General features: G+C 67.3%; 15 protein-coding genes and 2 pseudogenes. 13 read left to right on the forward strand and 4 right to left on the reverse strand.

What is annotated here, in order from left to right:
- Window positions 1-33: 33 nt before the first annotated feature.
- The 3 genes and pseudogenes from G3I54_RS39440 to G3I54_RS12645 form a co-directional block, all read right to left on the reverse strand.
- Window positions 34-1,938: pseudogene (locus tag G3I54_RS39440) on the reverse strand (carboxylesterase family protein); the annotation flags it as partial.
- Between the two features lie 228 nt (window positions 1,939-2,166).
- Window positions 2,167-3,006: an alpha/beta hydrolase gene (locus tag G3I54_RS12640; RefSeq protein WP_164614096.1), complete on the reverse strand. Its 840-nt coding sequence runs from the start codon at window positions 3,004-3,006 to the stop codon at window positions 2,167-2,169.
- Window positions 3,007-3,172: 166 nt separating this feature from the next.
- Window positions 3,173-3,535 (reverse strand): nuclear transport factor 2 family protein, encoded by a 363-nt coding sequence (locus tag G3I54_RS12645; protein WP_164614098.1) that lies wholly within the window; start codon window positions 3,533-3,535, stop codon window positions 3,173-3,175.
- 437 nt (window positions 3,536-3,972) lie between these two features.
- On the opposite strand from G3I54_RS12645, the gene G3I54_RS12650 reads away from it, so the two are divergent.
- From G3I54_RS12650 to G3I54_RS12665, 4 genes are all read left to right on the forward strand, one after another.
- The gene (locus G3I54_RS12650) at window positions 3,973-4,455 is read left to right on the forward strand and encodes a MarR family transcriptional regulator (protein ID WP_164614100.1); all 483 of its coding nucleotides are present in this window, start codon (window positions 3,973-3,975) and stop codon (window positions 4,453-4,455) included.
- Window positions 4,456-4,950: 495 nt separating this feature from the next.
- Window positions 4,951-5,676, forward strand: coding sequence for a flavodoxin family protein (locus G3I54_RS12655; protein ID WP_164614102.1), 726 nt, complete (start codon window positions 4,951-4,953; stop codon window positions 5,674-5,676).
- Between the two features lie 35 nt (window positions 5,677-5,711).
- Window positions 5,712-6,665: a DUF5996 family protein gene (locus tag G3I54_RS12660; RefSeq protein WP_164614104.1), complete on the forward strand. Its 954-nt coding sequence runs from the start codon at window positions 5,712-5,714 to the stop codon at window positions 6,663-6,665.
- A gap of 214 nt (window positions 6,666-6,879) precedes the next feature.
- Window positions 6,880-7,119 carry a hypothetical protein gene (locus tag G3I54_RS12665; RefSeq protein WP_164614106.1) on the forward strand — a complete coding sequence of 80 codons (240 nt, stop codon included), beginning with the start codon at window positions 6,880-6,882 and terminating at the stop codon, window positions 7,117-7,119.
- A gap of 246 nt (window positions 7,120-7,365) precedes the next feature.
- Here the strand turns inward: G3I54_RS12665 and G3I54_RS12670 are convergent, their stop codons facing one another.
- On the reverse strand, window positions 7,366-7,677 hold the full coding sequence (locus G3I54_RS12670) for a hypothetical protein (protein WP_164614108.1): 312 nt from the start codon (window positions 7,675-7,677) through the stop codon (window positions 7,366-7,368).
- A 384-nt stretch (window positions 7,678-8,061) separates the two neighbouring features.
- Between G3I54_RS12670 and G3I54_RS12675 the strand changes: the two genes are divergently transcribed.
- The 9 genes and pseudogenes from G3I54_RS12675 to G3I54_RS12715 form a co-directional block, all read left to right on the forward strand.
- On the forward strand, window positions 8,062-9,132 hold the full coding sequence (locus tag G3I54_RS12675; protein WP_164614110.1) for an LLM class flavin-dependent oxidoreductase: 1,071 nt from the start codon (window positions 8,062-8,064) through the stop codon (window positions 9,130-9,132).
- Window positions 9,129-9,785, forward strand: a complete 657-nt coding sequence (locus tag G3I54_RS12680) for an NAD(P)-binding domain-containing protein (protein ID WP_164614112.1) — start codon at window positions 9,129-9,131, stop codon at window positions 9,783-9,785. Before G3I54_RS12675 ends, G3I54_RS12680 begins: the two co-directional genes overlap by 4 nt.
- 71 nt (window positions 9,786-9,856) lie before the next feature.
- Window positions 9,857-10,360: a hypothetical protein gene (locus G3I54_RS12685; RefSeq protein ID WP_203686012.1), complete on the forward strand. Its 504-nt coding sequence runs from the start codon at window positions 9,857-9,859 to the stop codon at window positions 10,358-10,360.
- Window positions 10,333-11,712, forward strand: coding sequence for a glutaminase (locus G3I54_RS12690; RefSeq protein WP_239144340.1), 1,380 nt, complete (start codon window positions 10,333-10,335; stop codon window positions 11,710-11,712). The genes G3I54_RS12685 and G3I54_RS12690 overlap by 28 nt, the downstream gene beginning before the upstream one ends.
- 356 nt (window positions 11,713-12,068) lie before the next feature.
- A complete protein-coding gene (locus G3I54_RS12695; RefSeq protein ID WP_164614114.1) occupies window positions 12,069-12,533 on the forward strand; it encodes a MarR family winged helix-turn-helix transcriptional regulator in 465 nt (154 codons plus the stop codon).
- Window positions 12,534-13,547: 1,014 nt separating this feature from the next.
- A complete protein-coding gene (locus G3I54_RS12700; RefSeq protein WP_343240323.1) occupies window positions 13,548-14,501 on the forward strand; it encodes a HEAT repeat domain-containing protein in 954 nt (317 codons plus the stop codon).
- A 204-nt stretch (window positions 14,502-14,705) separates the two neighbouring features.
- Window positions 14,706-15,176: a hypothetical protein gene (locus G3I54_RS12705; protein WP_164614116.1), complete on the forward strand. Its 471-nt coding sequence runs from the start codon at window positions 14,706-14,708 to the stop codon at window positions 15,174-15,176.
- 243 nt (window positions 15,177-15,419) lie between these two features.
- The gene (locus G3I54_RS12710; protein WP_164614118.1) at window positions 15,420-15,560 is read left to right on the forward strand and encodes a hypothetical protein; all 141 of its coding nucleotides are present in this window, start codon (window positions 15,420-15,422) and stop codon (window positions 15,558-15,560) included.
- Window positions 15,561-15,708: 148 nt separating this feature from the next.
- Window positions 15,709-16,250: pseudogene (locus tag G3I54_RS12715) on the forward strand (acyl-CoA synthetase); the annotation flags it as partial.
- Between the last annotated feature and the right edge of the window lie 163 nt (window positions 16,251-16,413).

Consider the following 16,413-nt stretch of genomic DNA (forward strand, 5'->3'; position numbering starts at 1 on the left):
GAGAGGCCCGTCGTAGCGCATCCAGAAGTCGACGGCATCGGGTCGCGGCCGGGGTACGACGGTGCTGCCGCCGTCGAACCGCATCACCTTCTCGGCCTCCTCCCGCAGAGTGGGCCAGATGGGCAGCCCGGGCCCGTTGGGATCTCCCGTACGCGCGAAGTTGATCCAGTAGCCGCTCATCCGGTCACGCAGGGTGTGGTCGCGCTCCCCGTACGCGGCGTCGCCGTCCTTGCCGAGGTTGTCGTACGCGTACATCACCTCCGCTCCGTGATAGGCGCCGAACTTCCGGAGACCGGCTTCCGGAGGGACGTGTGCGAAGTAGTAGGAGTAGGCGTCCGCCTTTCCGGTACGCGTCTGCAAGACGCCCCACCTGCGCATGGCCCGGGTCATGACCTTGTCGGTCTCGGCCTTGAGGAGGGAATCGAGCACCTGCGCTTCCGTGTCGCCGGGATAGAGACGGAGGAAGAGTTCCGCGTCCGCACCGTGCTCCTGACGCACCTTTTCCCGGTAGTCACCCACATCGGAGTCCGGGGGGCTCACCAGGGCGAGGGAGGCCTCGTCCGCGTTGCTCCCGACGAGTGTGGGCACATCCAGTTGATCGCCCGCGGCGTATATCTCCGCGGGAGTCCGGTCGAGAACCAGGCCGTCGATGGACGGCCGCCAGTGACTCTTCAGGGACTTGGCCGCGTCCACCACCCGTTCCACGGGCATGCGGCGCATCTCTTCCACAGTGGCGCCCCCGAGCTTCTCGCTCAGGCGCCGCCCCGCCGTCTCGGCCGCCGACCTGGCGTCGTACTGATCGCCTCGCTCGGTGTCGCCCCGCGTCCCCATGCAGGCTCCACCACCGCCGATGATGCCGTCGACCAGACCCTTCGCCCGCGGCGTCGCGCCGAGGACGCACACGCTCTCGCCGCCGGCGGACTGGCCCGGGATCGTCACCCGGTCCGGGTCGCCGCCGAAGGCCGCGATGTTCTGACGGACCCACCGCAGAGCGGCGATCTGGTCGAGCACGCCGTAGTTGCCCGAGGCGCCGGCCGTCGACTCCTCGGCCAGTGCGGGGTGCGACAGGAAGCCGAGCACCCCGAGCCGGTAGTTGATCGTGACGGCGATCGTCTCGCCACTGGAGGCCAGTGACTCGCCGTCGTAGAGCGGAAGGGCACCGGAACCGGTGGCGAACCCTCCGCCGGGTACGTAGACGATCACGGGGAGCTTCGCCGAGGCGGGCTTCCTGCTGCGCCAGATGTTGAGGTAGAGGCTGTCGTCGCTCACCGGATAGGGATTGAGGAGCGTGCTCTCCAGGGCAGCTTGCACCGTCTGCGACAGCGCCCGGGTGAGGAAGGTGGAGGTCGGCTGAATCGGAACGTCGGAGAACCGGTCGGCGTTGAGCAGCCCCGGACGCGGTCTGGGAGGCTGCGGCGGACGCCAGCGCCGGTCTCCGACCGGGGGGCTGGCGTAAGGAATCCCGGCGAAGATCTCCACGTCGCGCTCATCGTTGAGAACGCCTCTGACCGGCCCCTCTTGTGTCGGCACGGTGCGGGACGGCCGGGGATCGGCGCCTCCCGCCGTGCGGTTCTGCGGCGACGGGTACGCGAGGACAGCCGTGGCGCAGACGAAGGCCGCTGTCAACAGCCACGCCCCCGCCTTGAGCAGGGCGGGACCTCGAAGCCACCAGCGTACGGTGAGGACGAGCACCCCGAGGACGGCGACGAGCGTCCACCCCCACCACGGGCTCCGGTTGAGCCAGGAGACCACGGAGCCGACAACGGTCAGAAGAGCGAAGGCCGCCCACGTCCACGGAGACCGTCCCGGACCGCGCGGACCGCGCGCCAGGCTTTCGTCGGCGGCGTGAACGGTGCCGGTCGTGTGCCGCTTCTTTCGCGTTCCCACCACTGTCTCTTCTTTCGTCTTTCTCCCCTCGGATCGCCCGTCGGGGTGCACTCTTTCGTCCGGACCGAGGGGCGGCTCTGGTCACGCGGGCGAGTCACTTCCGTCGACGGCGGCCGTGCGCGAAGCGGCGTACCGCGCATGGCAAGTTCCACCGGGGGCGGTGCCACGGTGTTCAGGACATCGACGCGCGGGCTCACGGCCACCACGCGCGCTTCCCCTCGCCCCGCGGCGGCTCATCGCGACGCGGGACGAGGAGAGGGAGCCGGTGTGCGACCGTTTCTAGCCGAGGAAGGCGCGAAGGGCCGCGTTGACCTCGTCGGCATGCGTCCAGAGCAGCCCGTGCGGGGCGCCCTCGATCTCCACGTACTGCGCCTCCGGCAGCTCACGGCGGAAGCGGCGGGCGGTCGCGTCGATGGGCAGGATCCGGTCGGCCGTTCCGTGCAGGACGAGGACCGGCTTACCGCTGTCGCGGACCGCCGCGACGTCGGCGCGGAAGTCCTCGATCCAGGAGGGAACGACCGCGTACGCCGCCACGGGCGCGCTCGACGTCGCGACGTTCCAACTCGCGGTCACGGCCTCCTGGCTGATACGGCTGCCGAGGTTGTCGTCGAGGTTGTAGAAGTCGGCGAAGAACTGGGTGTACCAGGCGTACCTGTCGCCCTTCGCCGCTGCCGCGATTCCGTCGAACACCTCGTGCGGCACCCCGTCGGGGTTGTCGTCGCGGGCGACGAGGAAGGGTTCGAGCGAGGCCAGGAACGCCAGCTTCGCGACCCTCTCGTGCCCGTACCGTGAGACGTAGCGAGCAAGCTCGCCCGTGCCCATCGAAAAGCCGACGAGAACGACATCGCGCAGATCGAGGTCCTCCAGCAGGGCGTTGAGGTCGGCGGAGAACGTGTCGTAGTCGTACCCCGTGCCGACCTTCGACGATCGGCCGAAGCCGCGACGGTCATAGGTGATGACGCGGTATCCGGCGTCCAGCAGCTCCCGCGTCTGACGCTCCCAGCTGTGACCGTTCAACGGATACCCGTGGATCAGCACGACGGGCTGACCCGTTCCCTGGTCCTCGTAGTAGAGCTCGATCGGCGTGCTGTTCTCACTGCCGACGGTGATGTACCCCATCTTCTTCTCCCGTTCTGAGGTGGACGAACGTGCTGGTCGAACGATGTACCCGCCATCCGGCGAGCGGACTGCCGTGACACGCCGGGCGTGTTCGGATCAGGCCCGGCGGTCCGCCCGGCGGATGACCGGACGGATGACCGGACGGATGACCGGACGGGTGACCGGTTCAGACCATGGGGTTGCCGCTGACGGTCCGGTCCGCCTCGACGTACGGCTGGACGACGTCCCAGTGCTCGACGACGCGGCCGTTCTCGAAGCGGAAGATGTCGACGATGGCCGCGTCACCGTCGGGGTGCCAGCCGCTCACCCGGCTGTGCGCGATGACGAAGTCGCCGTCCTCGAACACTCGCTCGGGATTCCAGCGGAACCCCTCCAACGTCGGCACCGCGTCGCGGAGTCCGTCCAGTCCGTTGGGCAGGTTGGGGCTGTGCTGGATGTACGGCTCGGCCCAATAGCGGTCCAGAGCGGTCACGTCCTTGTCGTGGAAAAGCTCACGCATGGCTGTGAGCAGGGTTTCCTTGTTCGACATGCCGGGACTCCTTTGAAGGTTCTGGTCGGTCGGTACAGCCGACCGGAGAAGGCCACGATCGAATGCGGTGTCGATGGGGTCAGAGCCTCGATACGGACCACGGTCGCACCACCGGCGTCACGTCAGGAGACGAGAATGGCCTACGGGTGAATTTCCACGATCGCGACATCGACCGTTCCGGTGTGACCATGGGGGCGTCATTCCGCCGTCGGTAACTCACCGACGAGCTGATGTGGCGTGACTGAATTCCTCTTCCGAGGGGAGTCATAGAGGTGAGTTGAACTCGCAACTCACTGATGGGCCCCAATAATACGAAGACTTCGCGGTTTGGCAAGCCGGGAGAGGTGCATGACCGATTGTCCGATCTCGGATCGCCGCAGCCCGGCGGGCAGGGCCGAATCCTCCCTCCTGTTGAATCCAGCGACGTCGTGACGCCCATGGCGGCATGGGAACAGCGGGAGAACCGGCAGTCACTGGTGATTCTCGCGCACCTGGTCGAAGCCGAGCTGGAGCGGAAGACGCAGTGCGATGCCGGCATCGCACACAGCCACTTCAAGATCCTCGCGCTGCTCGCGGGGGCGGACCGGTACACGATGGGACTCACCCGCCTGGGCCGCGCACTGCGATTTCACAAGAGTCGCCTCTCTCATGCGCTCCGCTCGCTGGAGGCGGCCGGTCTGCTCCGCCGCGAGGACACTCCCGAGAAGGGCCGCGCCTATCAGGCCGTCCTCACACGACGCGGTCTCGACCTCGTGGAGCAAGTGCTGCCGCTACAGGACGTCTTCGCCCGCGACGTCGTGCTCTCGGGCCTCACCGCGACCGAGATCGCGCAGCTGCGCACGCTCGCCGGGAAGGTCATCGCCAACCTGGACGCCGGCAGGAGCGACCAGGCCTTCCGGTACGGACAGGCATCTAGTTGACACGTCAAGTTCTGGTGCTAGTGTACGGCGACATGCGCAGGAATGCCATGAGCGGAGAAGCCAGGGCCGGACTCGGCGCACTCCCGACGCCCGAGGGGGAGCATGGTCGCTCAATCGGTCCGAGGTGATCTCAGGATTCGACGAAGAAAGCCTCTCTGCCTACACGCAGGAGACAGTATTTCCGAAAGCTGTGGGGCAAGGCCCGGTTCGGCGTGAAGCGTGAAGCGTGAACGGGGCGGGGCCAGGGTTTTACGGGTCCGGCCCCAGGGAATCACCGGCCACGACATCGGCCCATTCAAGAACGAATCGCGGCGCCTCGTCGTGTCGCGCCCGGCCCCACCTTCCGGAAGGCTTTTCTTTCCCTGTGCGGAGACCTGGGAGCAGATGGCCCATACACGCGCACTACGCACTACCTGTTGCCGGTCTCCCGCGCCGGATACGAAGAAGTCGGCACTCAGGGGCGACAGCACCGAACACTCGGAAGGACCACCGCGAATGAATGCTCCCGCGATCGACAAGCCCGACTTCAGCGGGCTGAGTGCGATGTACATCAACTGCACCCTGAAGCGATCTCCCGAGCGCAGCCACACCCAGGGTGTGATCGACCGCAGCGTCGCCATCATGGGGGCGAACGGAGTCAGCGTGGACCAGATCCGCGCCGTCGACCACGACATCGCCACCGGTGTCCGCCCGGACATGACCGAACACGGCTGGGACACCGACGAGTGGCCCGCGCTCCTTCGACGGATCCTCGCCGCCGACATCCTCGTCATCGGCGGATCGATCTGGCTCGGAGACAACAGCTCGGTGACCCGGCGCGTCATCGAACGGCTCTACGGCTACTCCGGCGTGCTCAACGAGCAGGGCCAGTACGCCTACTACGGGCGTGTCGGCGGCTGCCTGATCACAGGCAACGAGGACGGCCTCAAGCACTGCGCCATGAGCATCCTCTACAGCCTGCAGCACATCGGCTTCGCCGTGCCGCCCCAGGCCGACGCCGGCTGGCTCGGCGAGGTCGGCCCGGGTCCTTCCTACCTCGACGAGGGATCCGGCGGGCCGGAGAACGACTTCGCCAATCGGAACATCTCGTTCATGACGTACAACCTTCTCCACTTCGCGTCGATGATCCGTGACACCGGTGGCATTCCCGCCTACGGCAACCAGCGCTCTGCCTGGGACGCCGGCTGTCGGCCCGACAGCGCCAATCCCGAACACCGCTGACCCGCATGAAGGCGCTACCGAGGATGTGAGATGCGATGACCGCACCAGCTGCCACGAACTGGCCGAGCCTGAGAGTCTCCGACTGGACCGCGACCCGCGACACCCTGCACATGTGGACCCAGATCGTGGGCAAGATCCGCATGGCCCACGCCCCACTGGTCAACCACTGGTGGCAGGTGACGCTGTACGTCAGCCCCCGCGGACTGACGACATCGACCATCCCGTACCGCTCCGGGGCGTTCGAGATCGAATTCGACTTCGTCGGCCACCGGCTCGAAGTCCGCAGCAGCGACGGCGGCGTGCGCGGCTTCCCGCTCCGGCCCATGGCGGTGGCCGAGTTCTACGCCCAGGTCCTGCACACGCTCGACGAGCTCGGGATCCAGGCCCCGATCCATCCGCACCCCAACGAGGTCGAGCCGGCGATCCCCTTCGCCGAGGACCACGCTCACGCCTCCTACGACGGCGAGGCGGCGACCCTGTTCTGGCGGCAGCTGCTGCAGGCGAACCGGGTCATGGGGGAGTTCCGGTCGCACTTCGTGGGCAAAGTCAGCCCGGTGCACTTCTTCTGGGGAGCGATGGATCTCGCTTGCACCCGCTTCTCCGGGCGGGAGGCTCCTCCGCACCCCGGCGGCGCACCCAACTGCGGGGACTGGGTCATGGTCGAGGGCTACTCCCGGGAGCTTTCCAGCTGCGGGTTCTGGCCCGGCGGCGAGGAAGGAGCGTTCTACGCGTACGCCTACCCCGAGCCCGAAGGCTTCGCCGATCACCCGGTCGGTCCCGAAAGCGCCTACTTCAGCTCCGAGTTCAAGCAATTCCTGCTGCCCTACGAAGCCGTCCGCTCCGCGCCCGACCCCGACCGCGCGGTCGCCGAGTTCCTGCACACCACCTACGAGGCCGCCGCGGTGTTGGGAAAGTGGGATCGCGCCGCACTGGAGGACGACCCCTTCCGGTGGGACGGAACCTCGACGCCCCGCTGGTCGCCCACGTAGCCCGGCGCAAGCTCCGGCGTCTGACATTTGTCATGCGTGGCGCTGACAGCTGTCACCGGGAGTCGTGACAGCTCGCCCTGCGGCAAGGGCATGAGCAGCGCGATCCTGGACTCATGACTCAGAAGGCGATGGGGGCCGGGGAACCGCGGGCGGAGCTCGGCGAATCGGATACGTTCCGCCTGACGACAGAGGCGCCGCCGGCAGAGGTGACGGCATGAGTGACGAGGGCGTCACCGAGCCGGAGGAGCGAGCCGCGGACACGCAGCCGCTTGCCGTCGATGGGTATTCCGTTCTGTTCCCGATGGTCGCCATGCTGTCCCTGGAGGACGACATGACGGTCGTCTCCAGCTTGAACGAACGCCTAGCCCTCATGGAGGGCTCCCCGGAGACGGAGCTCGGGGAGCGGGACGGCTCCGGGCCGACGGCGTCGGTGCCTCTGGGGGAGGGCCTGTGAGCGGCGAAGGCCAGAAGGCTCGGGTTGCACAGGCAGCGGCCGCACCGCCGCTGCGGATGCTGCTCGCCGATGACGAGCGCCTGGACCGGCGGCGAGGCCGACGCCATCTCCGGCGGGGATCGTGACGCACGTACGGCTCGGCTCAGTACAGGTCCAGCGCGGTGAGGTTCTTCTCCACGCGGAGTTCGCGCATCGCGGTGGTGACGATCGCGAAGTTGCGCAGGGCCTGATCGTCGTCCGCCATGATCATGCCTCCTTGATGGTTCCGACGAAGTTGTAGAGGGTGCCGTCGACGGTGACGTTGGAGTACACCGTCGCGTTCGCGAAGTCCTCCACATGCGTCACGGTGGCGCCACTGGCCTCGGTCCAGGAATTGAGGTACAGGCCCTCGCGGATCTCCTTGAGGTCCAGCTCGACGGTCTCGGCGTGGCCATCGGGTGCGAGTCCCCCGCCTTCCTCGACCACGAAACTGCCCTGTGAGGGCGAGTCGAAGGTGAAGTTCACTCTGAGCGGCCCCAGTTCGAACCTGAAGCTCCTGCCGACCAACGGATGGGTCATGGCGTGTCCTTCTTTTGAATGACGGGGGATCCGGCTGACGAGGTGAACGTTCGGAACACGATGCGATGCCCGGAGCCGTTCCACTGCCTCGGCCCGTGAACGTTCGCCGGTGACCGGCCGCAGCCGCAGATCGCCGAACCGCCGGTGGAGGGACTACTGACCAGCTTGCCGCTCCGGCCGACGTATCGCCCGCACCACATCCTTGTTGACGAATAAACAATAAAATGACAGAGTTGATGTGTCAACTTAATCGCAGAGGGGCGACAACGTGACCAAGAGGGCGTGACCGCGCCGACCTCCCACCCGGCCGCAGGTCCCGACCTCCCCTCACGGCGGCGTGCGACCTCATGCCGAGCCCACGTAAGCGTTGAAGGAAGGCCCACGATGGATGCTTCGCACGTTGAGTTCGGAATCGACAGCTTCGGTGACCTGCCCCGCAACGACCGGGGCGCGATCGTCTCGCATGCGGAGGCGATCCGCGCCGCGGTGGCCGAAGCGGTCCTTGCCGACGAGGTCGGTATCGACGTGGTCGCGTTGGGCGAGCACCACCTGCCCGAGTTCGCCATCTCCAGCCCCGAGACCGTACTCGCGGGTATCGCGACCGTCACGAAGCGCATCCGGCTCGCGTCGGGCGTGACGGTGTTGTCTTCGGACGATCCCGTACGGGTGTTCCAGCGGTTCGCCACGGTCGACGCGCTGTCCGGCGGACGGGCCGAGGTGATCCTCGGACGCGGCTCGTTCACCGAGTCGTTCCCGCTGTTCGGGTACGACCTGAAGGACTACGAGGTGTTGTTCGAGGAGAAGATCGACCTCTTCCATCGGCTCCTGGACGAGACGCCCGTCACCTGGGAAGGAACCACGCGTGCCGCCCTGCACGCCGCAGACGTGTACCCGAAGACCGAATCGGGACGTCTCAACACCTGGGTAGGCGTTGGCGGGACACCGCAGTCCGTGATCCGCACGGCTCGGTACGGATTTAGGCTCATGCTCGCCATCATCGGCGGCGCTCCTGACCGGTTCGCCCCCTACGTGGATCTGTACCGGCGGGCGAGCGAGGAGTTCGGTACGACCGCACAGCCGGTAGGGCTGCACTCGCCCGGCTTCATCGCCTCCAGTGACGAGGAAGCCAAGGAGCTTTTCTACCCCGGGTACAAAGAGACGCGCGACCGGATCGGGGCGCTGCGCGGCTGGCCGCCGCTCCGCCGGGAGGAATTCAACGCCGAGGTGGACCACGGGTCGCTGTACGTCGGTTCGGTCGAGACGGTCGCGACCAAGATCGCTCACGCCGTCCGGGTGCTGGACGCGGGCCGGTTCGACTTGATCTACTCCGCCGCCGGCACCGTCTCGGCGTCGGCCCGGCTTCGGGCGGTCGAGCTGTACGGCACCCAGGTCATCCCCCGGGTCCGCGAGCTTCTGGCTGAACAGCCCGCGGCCACAGCGGGAGCGACGCGATGACCACCATCGGGATCCTGGGGGCCGGGAAGATCGGCACCGTACTGGCCCGTCGGGCAGGGGCTGCCGGATACCGCGTCCTGATCTCCGGATCGGGGGACCCCGCCAAGATCGTGCTGACCACCAAGGTTCTCACCCCGGGAGCGACTGCCGTATGGCCGGCCCAGGCCGCGGAGGCCGCCGACGTGGTGATCCTCGCTCTTCCGCTCGGCAAACACCGAGACCTCCCCGTTCCCGAACTGGCGGGGAAGCTGGTCGTCGACGCGATGAACCACTGGTGGGAGGTCGACGGTCCGCGCGACGCGGTCCTCCCGCCGGAGAGCTCATCGAGCGAGGCCGTGCAGGAGTTCCTGAAGGGCGCCCGTGTCGTGAAGGCCTTCAATCACATGGGCTACCACGACCTCGAGGGCGAGGCCCGTGCGGCAGGCGCCTCGGGGCGCAAGGCGATCACTGTCGCCGGCCACCTGCCTGACGATCTCGCCACCGTGGCCGCGCTGGTCGATACCTTCGGGTTCGATCCGCTGATCATCGGCGACCTCGCAGCGGGTATCCGGCTCGAGCCCGGAACACCCGCCTTCGGCGCCAACGTCGATGCTGCTCGGCTTCGCATTCTCACCGAGACTCCCGCTGCGGCAGGACTCGTCGAGCACTCGTAGACCGAAAGCGCCTGAGTTGGATCGCAATGTTCTGATCCAGCCGTGATTTCCTCCCGAGGGAATGCATTCATATGACCCGAGAAAAAGCCGACGAAACCGGCGCTTCCGTGATGGTCAGACTCGATCGAGCTCCTTCGCTAAATGCCTGCTCCGTTCACCGCGCTGATCAAACAATCTTCGGCATCGCTGAATTCGTGATCTCTCCCGGAGAAAGTGAGGAGCGGGTATTTTTCCGTACCGAAATATATGCAGATTTTGATGGGCATGGCCTGGAGGGGCTGCTGGTGCGAGAAATCCTGAGCAGCAGCATTGATGAAAAATACACCATAGTGCCGTTGTGCCCTCTGCTCGCTCGCCATCTGTGCCTGCACGGCGAGGAGTTCGTCGCGGAAGGTGGTGCCTTCCGCGAGCCCCTGCCCGATGACATCAGGCTGATCACGCGTGCCGCGCGGAGTGCGGCGCAGGACTGCGTATCCAGTGCGTCGGTGATACGCCGACAAGATTTTTCTGCAACGCCGAGTTTGCCGTTTTCCATGGAGGAGGACGAATGCGGTCGATCATTCCCGACTATCTGACCGAGGTGTTGGATGCTGTGCAGCCGGACGCGTCCGGAGAGCTGGCGGGATACATACCCGAGCTCGCGGCAGCGGACCCCGAGCGCCTCGGCGCGGCCTTTGCCATGATTGACGGAGAGGTATACGGTGCCGGTGGCATCGACACCGAGTTCACGATTCAGTCGATCTCCAAGCCGTTCGCTTATGCGCTGGCGTTGGCGGATCGCGGGTTCGACCCGGTGATCGGCAAGGTCGGTGTCGAGCCGTCCGGGGAGGCGTTCAACGAGATCTCCCTCGAAAGCGAAACCGGCCGGCCACGGAATCCGATGATCAATGCCGGTGCGATCACCGTTCATTCCCTGGTGGGCGCGGAGGGTCTGAACGCGACCGAGCGGGTGGAACGCGTGGTCGACGGTCTCTCGGCCTTCGCGGGACGTCGACTGAGATCGGATGAGACCGTATACGCGTCGGAGATGAAACACGCCCACCGGAACCTCGCCATCGCGCACATGCTCCGCAGCCACCACATCCTCGGCGAGGACGTGCGGGCCGTCGTCGACGGCTATACGCGCCAGTGTTCCGTGCTCGTCACCACACGCGATCTGGCCATGATGGCCGCGACGTTGGCGAACCGCGGGGTGAACCCTCTCTCGGGCGAGCAGGTGGTGCCGGAACCGGTGGTGCGCCAGGTGCTGAGCGTCATGTTCAGCTGCGGAATGTATGACGCGGCCGGCGACTGGGGCACCCAGGTCGGCATCCCCGCGAAGAGCGGGGTGGCCGGGGGCCTGATCGGCGCGCTTCCCGGACAGATCGGCATCGCCACGTTCTCACCGCGACTGGACAGCCACGGAAACAGCGTTCGCGGGGTGTCGCTGTTCGAACGATTCTCTTCGGACATGGGTCTGCACGTGATGGAGGTCCCCGCCACCGCGCGTGCGGCTTTGCGAACCAACCATGTCGTCGGCGGCGGACCGGACGCCCTGCGGGTTCTTCAGCTGCAGGGCGGCATCGGGTTCGCCGGAGCCGAGAGAGTCATCCGGGAGACCGTGGACACCTCGTACCCGGAAACCGGGGTGGCTCTGGACCTCACACGGGTCCATTCGATCGACGACGTGGCCCGTCGCATGCTTCTCGAAGTCACGCGTCGGCTGACGCTCGACGGTCACGAGGTCTACTTGGTCGACCCGGAATCGATCATGCCCGACCCCGATCCGGGCGATGGCGGACGAGTGACCGTCGTGGACAGCCTGGACGAGGCCGTTGTGGCGCAGCAGGGGATGCCGGAGGAGACGCCCCAGGGCAGGAGCCGACCGCGGGAGGAGGGGCTCGACGATGCCGCGAGCGCAACCGCGGCAGTTTCGTCGCGCCAGTGAACAGATCGGTTGGACGGCTCCCGGCCCGCCATCGACAGGAGGAGGCCAGGAGCCGGCCCGGACGGCCCGGTCGCGGTCTCGTTCCGTGCGGTGCGGTGCGGCGCGGCCGGCCGACCGGGGCGCCAGATCGACGGACGCGGGTCGAGTTGCGGCAAGATCCCGCCGACGCCCGTAGCCCCTCTGCCTGAGCGGCCGACGGTGACCGCCCGGCCGGGACTTTCTGTGAGAGGCACCACAAGCCGCAAGTCATGAAGAACGCCAACGAAGCGAGCATACCGGCATGTTCTAGGCAATCACCGGCGCAGGCCGCGTCAGCGGTATGGAGGACGTGCCGATGACCTCGATACGCTTGATCCATGAACGCAACACCGCGCTGGCTGACCCCGGAGCAGCAGGCCGCCTGGGACGGTTTCATCCGCATGCAGGAGAAGCTCATCGGACGTCTTTCCCGCTACGTCCAGGCTGAGTCCGGCATGTCCGCGGCCGACTTCATCGTGCTGGCCAAGCTCACCGAGGCCGGCGGGCGGATGCGTTTCATGGACCTCACCAAGTTGGTGGAGTGGGAGAAGAGCCGCATGTCCCATCAGGTGGCGCGGATGGCGAAGCGCGGCCTGGTGGCCAAGGAGGACTGCCCCGACGACGGACGCGGGTCCTTCATCGTCGCCACCCCGGCCGGCTATCAGGCGATCGAAGGCGCCGCGCCCCTTCACGTCGCGCACGTCCGCCGACTGTTCGTCGACGCCCTGACCAAGGACGAGCTGGACACGCTCACCAAGATTTCGAACCGCGTCGTCGCTCACCTGGAGGCGCAGCCCGACTGAGGCTGCCTCGGGCAGGACGGGCTGATTTCACGGCTCAAGGGTGTACCTGGTGACAGACAGTCACGGTGTACTCCACTAGGGAGAAGCGGAGATCTCAGGAGCGGCGAAGGGGCCCGCTGAAGCCGCATCTGCTGAAATCTGATCGGCACGGCGAGCGTCGGGGCAGTCACCGCAGGATCTCGTAGCCGAGCGTGGGCTCGTCCACCCCCCAGCGCCGAGGGAGGACCACGAAGCTCTTCGCGCCGAGAGGCCGCGAGGCGATTCCGAGAGTCATGGCGAGCAAGTCGTCGCACCAGTGGATAAGTTGACCGGCGTAAGCGGAATCGACCAGACCTGGGTGCTCTGCGGCTGCATCAGGTGCAGGCGCCAGAGGAGTCCGCGGGCGGCGTCACGGTCGGTGGTTTCGGCGGGCGTCACCGTGATCATCACGGGTACCCGAGAGTGTCCACAACGACGTGCTTCTTGCGTCCGCCGATCCCCTTCCCGGCGTCGAAGCCGCGGGCACCCTTGGAGGCGGCCACGGCTCCCTTGACGGACTGGCTGCCGACGATCGCGTGCCTATGCCACTACTCCGGCCCGCCACCCGTCACTAGGCTTCAGCACCATGACCAGTGACCTCGGATTCCCCTGCTCGTGCTGCGGGGCTCACCACCCTGATCCGCCGGTGACGGAGACGTCTCTCGCCCACGTACGGGAGGCCACTGCGTCCGTGCCTCACTCCGGTATGGGCAGGCAGCAGTGACGGCTGACGACTTCGAATCACCCGCCCCGGTCGGAACGGTGGGCGAACGTGCGCGCGTGACGCGCATACTCAGTGGATTGCCGACGGCGGCCCGGGAACTGCTGTCGGAGACGGACTGGGATTCCCTCCGACACGCTTACGGGCCGGCCGGCGATATCCCCGTCCATCTGTGCTCCCTCGTGGACGAAGATCCCGAGGTGCGATCCGGGGCGTTGGCGGCCTTGGACATGAGCGTGCTGCACCAAGGCTCGCTGTATACCGTTACCGCACCCGTGGCGCTGTTCGTCGCCGCGATCCTCGACCACCCCATGGGCCTTGCCGAACACGAGGGGTACTTCCCGTGGGACGACGGGCCGCCCCGCAGCCTGCAGACCGCCCTGCTCACCTGGCTGGCGCGGGTGGCCGAGTCGGCCGCCTACGGAGAGGATCCGGCACGGGACCGAACCGACTGGCAGTGGGAGCCCTGGAGTGACGCGGCGCGAAGCGAGCAGGACCCGGACGAGCTCGCCGCACTGCACGCGTGCCGGAGCATGCGCCCCGCCCTGTACGACGCCGTCGAGCCGTTCCTCTCCTCGCCCGACCCCCACGCCCGCGAGGCCGCGCGCGGCGCCGCAGTGCCTCTCCTCTCCGCCGCGGAGCTCGCCGACCGGATTCCACGGGCCGCTGAGCTGCTGCGAGCCTGCCTGGGCGCCCTGACGGGCAGACGCGAGCGAGCGGGTGTGGCACGGGCGCTCGGCATGCTGAGGACGGATACTTCCGACCTGCTCGCCGACTCCGACCCAGCCGTGCGGGTCTGCGCCGCACTCGGTCCCGCCCGTGCCGATCGGCCACGCGCTCTCGCTGTCCTCCTCGACGCCCTGCGGGACCCGCGAACGACAGACGGATGGTTTCCGGAGCCACTGCCCGGACTCGACGGGTGGTTCCGGTTCACGGTGCTGCGGTCCGCGCTGGCCCTGGCCGAAACTTTTGAGGAGGTGGCGCCCGTGGCGGTCGCCATCGTGGCTGCCGGTGGCAGGTCAGTCACCGACCACGAATGCGGGCCGATCCTGTTCAGAGCCTTTGAGAGCGGCTACGACCCGGCCCACCCGCTCACTCCCGCCCAACGCGACCTGCTGCGCACCTTCGTGGACACCGACGAGGCGACGGGCAGCATCGCCGGGAACTGGTTGTGGTTCCGTGCGGCCAGGTTGCCCGAGAGCCGGGAGGGCATCGCTGTGTTGCTGTGACATGGCCCGCGGCCGCATCGTGTACGCACGACGCTCCCGCCCGGGCTGAGCATCGAAGTTGTCCACCCGGGTCATCCACGGTGCGCGGTCACAGCGGATGCTGCGCGTCGTACCCGGAAGGTCCGGCCGGGAACGGCGCTCAGTCACACGGAGGCACCTGGAATCCCGTTGCTCCGGTGTCCGCCGAGCGGTCACGCTTCCGGCATGCGATTTCCCACCGAAGCCCGCCGCGACGTCCACGTCCGCTACACCCGGCCCAGCTGCATGGGTGGGTGGGCCTGGTTCACCGTGGACTTCGAACCGCTGCCGGACGGGCGGCTCGGCTTCGAGTTCGTCAACCCGCTCGGCCCCGAGGACATCGACCCGGAGTGTGCGCAGGCGGTGAGCGACGGGATACTTCTGTGGCTGATCGGAGCCGGACCGCGGAATCTCAACATCGACCGGCCGCCCCTCCCCACTGCGAACGAGCTCGACGCGGGGGTGCCCGTCCGCCCGGATGCCGGCCCGGGGCTCATCGCCCTCCGCGCGGTACTCCGGCACTCACGCATGAACCCCATCGACTCCCTGCCCTGGACTCATGCGCGAGCCGGGTGGCGAGCCGCGGACAAGAGCTGGCGGGGTGAGGAGGCGACCGGTGACCCGATGGACCGTGCGCCGGATAGCCGCGCAGGCTGAAACCGCCCGACACAGCGGGCCTGGCATCCCCAGGACCGGCAGCTCCATGCCCTGGCCATGGGCGCCACCGTCACCGCGATCGTGTGGCTGTTGGTGTGTGTTGGCTAAGGGCTGTCCCTTAAAATGATCTCCGAGCCATCACCGGGTGGGTCATCGTGGGGCCGTTGCCTACGCTCTCGTACGGGGAGCTGACCGCCCTGCTAGAACAGGTTCCCCCGAGTCGCCCTCTGGGCGACCCCGACCTTGGAGACGGCGGTCGGAGTGGTGGCGGCCCTGCTCGTCGGTGTGCCCGCCATCCCGCTCAACCTCAAGGTCGGCGAGCAGGAGCTCGCCCATCGGGTCACCTGTCAGTGGGCTGTTGGTGGTCTTGGCGGGTCGGGGTGAGGAGCTGCTGTCTGCACTGTGGGGGTTGGTCCGTATCGGCCCTGGAGGATGTCTGGTGGTGGTTCTTCAGGGGTGTGCTCGTGTGTGGGTTTCCGCTTGTTCCGTGTAGACGGATTATCCTCGGGTGGATGGCGGGCTGTGGGTGGCGTCCGTCGGCGTTCCGCTGCGGGGTGTCGAGTTGGGTCTGGTCGAGGAGGAGGGCCGTGAACTCCCGGACGGGTCCGATCGGGTGGGTGAGATCCACGTACGTGGTCCGAATTTGTTCCTGGAGTATCTCAACAGGTCGGATGTCGCCGCTGGGGCGTTCGCCGAGGTCGGCTTGGTTCGTGTGGGTGACATGGCGGTGTGCGAGCCGGACGGGTGCGGGTACGTACGGATTGTGGGGCGCAAGGCCGGCGACCTCGTCAAGAGTGGTGGGTACAAGATCGTGCGGGGGAGATCGAGAACGTCCTCATGGAGCCCCGGCTGTACGCGATGCCGCGGTGACGGGCGCGCCGGATCCTGGCCTGGGTGAGTGGATCGTACCGAACGATGCAGAACAGCCTCCTGGAGGAGGGGTTGGCGGATCATGTGGCCTCGCGACTCGTCCCGCGCAAGCGTCCACGCTTTGTCCGCTACCTCACCGTGCTGTCGCGCAACGACGTGGGCAAGATCATGAAGAGAGCCCTCCGCACCTGGGCTCGCATCTGAGCCCGGCTCTGGGCTCGGCCGGCTCTCTGCTTCCCTCACTACCGTGGCCGGTCCGGGGGCTGGCTCCCTGGACGATGCGGGGGCGAGGCGCGTGGCGAGTCCAGCCGCGTCGCAGTGTGCTGCCTCAGCTATCGCAGCACCGCCCGCTGTGAAGCCGGGGCGG

This window comes from Streptomyces sp. SID14515 (assembly GCF_010548505.1).
GTDB lineage: Bacteria > Actinomycetota > Actinomycetes > Streptomycetales > Streptomycetaceae > Streptomyces > Streptomyces caviscabies.